Annotated in this window: 5 protein-coding genes and 4 tRNA genes; 2 read left to right on the top strand and 7 right to left on the bottom strand. The window is 46.7% G+C overall.

The genetic code is table 11. From position 1 onward, the window contains the following. The 5 genes from M2403_RS24845 to M2403_RS24825 all read right to left on the bottom strand — a co-directional run. Positions 1 to 110, bottom strand: a 110-nt coding sequence (locus tag M2403_RS24845) for a GTP-binding protein (protein ID WP_001336758.1), incomplete at its 3' end; no start/stop codon positions are given. A 108-nt stretch (positions 111 to 218) separates the two neighbouring features. Next, a tRNA-Thr gene (locus tag M2403_RS24840) sits at positions 219 to 294 on the bottom strand. A gap of 7 nt (positions 295 to 301) precedes the next feature. Further along, positions 302 to 376: transfer RNA gene (locus M2403_RS24835), tRNA-Gly, on the bottom strand. 130 nt (positions 377 to 506) lie between these two features. Further along, positions 507 to 591, bottom strand: a tRNA-Tyr gene (locus tag M2403_RS24830). A 19-nt stretch (positions 592 to 610) separates the two neighbouring features. Continuing rightward, positions 611 to 686, bottom strand: a tRNA-Thr gene (locus M2403_RS24825). Between the two features lie 380 nt (positions 687 to 1,066). On the opposite strand from M2403_RS24825, the gene M2403_RS24820 reads away from it, so the two are divergent. Continuing rightward, complete coding sequence (locus M2403_RS24820) at positions 1,067 to 1,603, top strand: GNAT family N-acetyltransferase (RefSeq protein ID WP_217152466.1); 537 nt, start codon at positions 1,067 to 1,069, stop codon at positions 1,601 to 1,603. Positions 1,604 to 1,820: 217 nt separating this feature from the next. Beyond that, a complete protein-coding gene (coaA, locus tag M2403_RS24815) occupies positions 1,821 to 2,771 on the top strand; it encodes a type I pantothenate kinase (RefSeq protein WP_152325062.1) in 951 nt (316 codons plus the stop codon). 48 nt (positions 2,772 to 2,819) lie between these two features. On the opposite strand, the gene birA is transcribed toward coaA, so the two are convergent. Together birA and murB are read right to left on the bottom strand one after the other, a co-directional pair. Next, positions 2,820 to 3,779: a bifunctional biotin--[acetyl-CoA-carboxylase] ligase/biotin operon repressor BirA gene (gene birA / locus M2403_RS24810; protein ID WP_165062251.1), complete on the bottom strand. Its 960-nt coding sequence runs from the start codon at positions 3,777 to 3,779 to the stop codon at positions 2,820 to 2,822. Continuing rightward, positions 3,776 to 4,813 carry a UDP-N-acetylmuramate dehydrogenase gene (gene murB, locus M2403_RS24805; RefSeq protein ID WP_165062252.1) on the bottom strand — a complete coding sequence of 346 codons (1,038 nt, stop codon included), beginning with the start codon at positions 4,811 to 4,813 and terminating at the stop codon, positions 3,776 to 3,778. The genes birA and murB overlap by 4 nt, the downstream gene beginning before the upstream one ends. Between the last annotated feature and the right edge of the window lie 222 nt (positions 4,814 to 5,035).

Raw genomic sequence — 5,035 nt, 5'->3', positions numbered from 1 at the left:
GCCAGAACGGTAGTGATTGCTGCAGTCAGGGTAGTTTTACCGTGGTCAACGTGGCCGATAGTACCAACGTTAACGTGCGGTTTTGTACGTTCAAACTTTTCTTTAGACATCGATTGTCCCTCTAAGACACGGTTAAATCGGTGGTATCACCACATCAACCAAGCATTTGCTTGACGAATTAGTTTACAGAAAGAAAATCAGGAGGGAGAATTTGGAAGTGGTGCTGATAGGCAGATTCGAACTGCCGACCTCACCCTTACCAAGGGTGCGCTCTACCAACTGAGCTATATCAGCACATACTTGGAGCGGGCAGTGGGAATCGAACCCACATCATCAGCTTGGAAGGCTGAGGTAATAGCCATTATACGATGCCCGCATCCTGGAACTCGGCTACCTGATTTTTCTGAAGAACTCGAAGACGGGGAAAAGGACGTGAGACACTTAATTCCTCACCTTCACTTAAAGCGACTCTTTCACTTTAAGTTGCTTCATTGCTGAAGCCTGTATGGTGGTGGGGGAAGGATTCGAACCTTCGAAGTCGATGACGGCAGATTTACAGTCTGCTCCCTTTGGCCGCTCGGGAACCCCACCTAATTGTTTAGTACTTGAATGGTGCCGGCACCAAGAGTCGAACTCGGGACCTACTGATTACAAGTCAGTTGCTCTACCAACTGAGCTATGCCGGCATCAAGTGCTGCGCATTCTAGGGAGAGTTTACGGGGTATGCAACAAATAAATTGCATGTTTTGTTCTAACGCTCATGTTTTATTCAAAAAATAGGCTTTTGCCCTAATTAAGGCGCTTGAAGGTTCAAATAATGTGCAAAAACGTCCCCCTCATATCTCACTGTCGAGCCACTGGTGCGCCTTTTCATCTCTGTTCATCTTAAAAAAATTATTCACACCGCCCAACTGTACGATTTATGCACTGAAAATGTGCAGTTGCTGCATCAAAGACCCCCAATCGGCGTTTTCTTTTCGGCTAGTACTGATTTAAAAGCATTTTTTGTTGGCGTAATTTTTGCAGTCTTCTTTTCGGACGCGCTGTTTCTTATAGGAGTGCTGCAATGAAAATAGTCATGCTGAATGCGGCGACATTACCTATTTACCGCGACGAACTGACTCAACTTCTGGTAGAGGCCAACCAACAGGGACGATCCGCGGGGTTTCCCTACGCAATTGAACAGAAAGATGCCGAGGATTCTTTCAATTATTTGCGCCACGCGCTTGCTCAAAATAAGCGTTTGCTTTGGATTGCCCGGGATGAAAAAGGTGTTATGGGAACAGTCCAGCTGAATTTAACGCAACCGGCAGATTCACCGCATGAGGCAGAAATTAATACTCTTTTGGTTTGTACTCGTGCCAGACGGCGGGGCGTCGGAAGATTGTTAATACGTGAACTGGAGCACACTGCTCAGAATCTGCGGTGTAATGTTCTGTCTTCCGATATGCAATCGGGGTCTGAAGCAGAGGCCTTTTACCGTGCTCAGGGTTACCGCTGTGCAGCTTTCAAAGCTCAATCTGACCGCTACAGCCGGAAAAATGAAGTGGTCTACTATAAACGGCTCACTGCGTTTGCCTGTTCCTCCCCTCCCCTCTTTTGATCCCCACGGGGCGACGAAAGCCGCCCCAATCTTTTACGACATCTTCCTTGTTTGCATAACTTTCTTAAAAATTTTTAAACTCAATCAAAGAAATCGATAAGTTATAAGAAAAAGATCTCTCCTGAAAATTAAGGTGTCTATAATATGCTGCTGGTTTACTGTCTGGAGTTGGCGTGATCGCCTTTCCTGACCTGCGCTAACAGGCAGACTTTAACTTATGAAAAAAAGAGACCCATCTTTGGCAACTCCTTATCTGCAGTTCGATCGTGCGCAGTGGGCAGCCTTACGTGATTCAGTACCGCTAACGCTCAAAGAAGCGGAAGTCGTGAACCTGAAAGGTATCAATGAGGATTTATCCCTCGAGGAAGTCGCGCAGATCTATCTGCCGCTTTCACGCCTTCTCAATTTTTACATCAGTTCCAACTTGCGCCGGCAAGCTGTGCTTGAACAGTTCCTCGGTACAGACGGACAGAAAATACCTTATGTCATCGGCATTGCGGGAAGTGTTGCTGTGGGCAAGAGCACAACAGCGCGTGTCCTTCAGGCGTTGCTGAGCCGTTGGCCGGAGCATCGCTCAGTGGAGCTGATTACTACTGATGGATTTCTCTATCCCAATAAAACGCTGCAAGAACGTGGGATCATGAAGAAGAAGGGGTTCCCGCAATCTTACGATATGCATCAGTTGGTAAACTTCGTTTCTGAAGTTAAATCAGGCGCTAAACGTGTTACTGCCCCGGTGTATTCGCATCTGATTTATGATGTGATCCCCGATGGGAATAAAGTTATTGAGCAGCCAGATATTTTAATTCTTGAAGGGCTCAATGTTTTACAAAGTGGTATGGATTATCCTCACGATCCACATCATGTATTTGTTTCTGACTTTGTTGATTTCTCAATATACGTTGATGCTCCGGAAGATTTATTGCAGGGCTGGTATATTAATCGCTTCCTAAAATTCCGCCAGGGGGCATTCTCTGATCCCGACTCCTATTTTCATCACTATGCAAAACTGCCGGAAGAAGAAGCAGTAAACATTGCGACCCAGTTGTGGAATGAAATTAACGGATTGAATTTAAAAGAAAATATATTACCAACTCGGGAAAGAGCCAGTCTAATACTGACGAAAAGCGCGAATCATGCGGTTGAAAGCGTCCGTTTGAGAAAATAAGTATTTTAGAGATGAATAAAGGAGAGCCGATGCTCTCCTTTATCTTATTCAGGCACCGCGAAGTGAAATCTCACCCCCAATATACGGTTTAATAAGACCATCTTGCTCGAGCAACAATGCGCCCTGGGGATCAATTCCCCGTTCGATGCCAAGAATTTCCTGATCACCAATCAGCAATTTAACCGGCCGGTCGAGGAAATTATCTAAATCCCGCCAACGGGCAATAAACGGTGTCAGACCTTCCTGTTCAAAATGAACTAAAGCAGAACGCAACTCTTTGAGTAACGTCGCTGTCAGTTCGTTGCGATCGATATTCACGCCCGCTTCCTGCAAGTTGATCCAACCTTGGTTGATGGTATCGGTCGCAGGTTCACGCATTTTTAGGTTAATACCAGCACCGATAACAAGATGAGCAGCATCTCCAGTTTTTCCTGTCAATTCAACGAGGATACCAGCCAGCTTACGGTCATTGAGATAAAGATCATTAGGCCATTTAACCCGGACATCTACCGCCCCAAGGCGATGAAGCACTTCCGCCATGACAATCCCGATCACTAGGCTCAGCCCCATTGCCGCAGCGGGACCTTGTTCCAGTTTCCAGTACATGGAAAGATAAAGATTACTGCCGAAAGGTGAAAACCACTTACGACCGCGGCGGCCTCGCCCAGCCTGCTGATATTCAGCGGCACAGGCATCACCAGAATTCAGCTGACCAATCCTGTCCATCAGATACTGATTAGTTGAATCAATCACGGGCAGGACACTGACTCCACCAGCCGGGAGCATGGCGAGAATCTTCTCCTCTTCCAACAACTGAATAGGATAAGGCAGGCTGTAGCCTTTTCCAGGAACCGTGAAGATATCGACCCCCCAGTCCCTCACTGTCTGTATATGCTTATTAATTGCAGCACGACTCATTCCCATGGCTGTACCAAGCTGCTCACCAGAATGAAACTCACCATCGGCCAAAATTGAGATCAATTGCAGTGGTACTGTAATATCCTTCATGACAGAGCCTCCACGGCATTCACTTCACCTTGTGCGGCAATGAAACGGACTTCAGGCTCAAGCCAAATACCAAATTTTTCGGCAACTACATCACGAACATGTTTCGCCAACGCTCGAACATCGCCGCTGCTCGCATGGTCTTTATTAATGAGTACCAGGGCCTGTTTCTCATGCACCGCTGCGCCGCCAATACTAAAACCTTTCAGGCCGGCCTGTTCAACTAACCAACCCGCGGCCAGTTTTACGTGTCCATTGGCTTGTGGGTAAGAGGGCATTGAAGGGTATTGGCTGCTGATTTTCTCTGCAACCAAAGCATCAACGGTTGGGTTTTTGTAGAAACTGCCCGCATTCCCGGTGACAGCAGGATCCGGTAATTTGCTGCGTCGCATTGAGCATACTGAATCAAAGATCTCCTGCGGCGTTACAGTCTGGGGATCCAGACGAGTCAGGTCACCATAAGTGAGCTTCGGCAGCCATTGCTTCGTCAGCTTCAAACCGACGGCTACGATTGCATAACCGTTTTTATAAGAATGCTTAAAGATGCTTTCGCGATAGCCGAACTGACAATCTTCATCACTTAAACGCACCAGTTTTTCGGTTTGCAGATCTAAAACATCAACATAATTACAGACACTTTGCAGCTCAATTCCATAAGCACCAATGTTCTGAATAGGCGCCGAGCCTACACAACCGGGGATCAGAGCCAAGTTTTCCAGCCCCGGAATATTGTGTTCCAATGCGTAGCAAACCAGCCCATGCCAGTTTTCTCCGGCACCGACATGCAATAGCCATTCATCATTATCTTCAGCCAGTTCAATGCCTTTTATCCGGTTCAAAACGACCATACCGGCAAAATTATCAAGAAAAAGAACGTTGCTTCCTTCACCTAAAAGCAGGAAGGGTTGCTGCTTTTCGTTCGCAGACTTCCAGGCAGTGATCAGCTGTTCCACACTACAAACGCTCACGATTTCAGCAGCATGTGCAGCTAGGGAAAAGGTATTTCGGGATTGAAGAGATGTGTCGTCAATCGACATAACTAGATTACTCATTGGTGACTAATTTGAGCTTAGTTTAACCGATTCATTGCTCCCTGACGCACAGTTTTCTGGCAGAGAGTCAGTCAGGAAAGAATGAAAGTAACTACAAATCCCTTCAAATTTCCCCAAATTTCCCATAGCAAAAAGCCCTGTACGTCAGTACAGGGCTTTCCACTTATTTGATGCCTGGCAGTTCCCTACTCTCGCATGGGGAGACCC

The organism is Rahnella sp. BIGb0603 (assembly GCF_024808755.1).
Taxonomy (GTDB): domain Bacteria; phylum Pseudomonadota; class Gammaproteobacteria; order Enterobacterales; family Enterobacteriaceae; genus Rahnella; species Rahnella contaminans.
The sequence above is the reverse complement of the archived record's forward strand: the minus strand, read 5'-3'. Positions and strand labels throughout refer to the sequence as shown.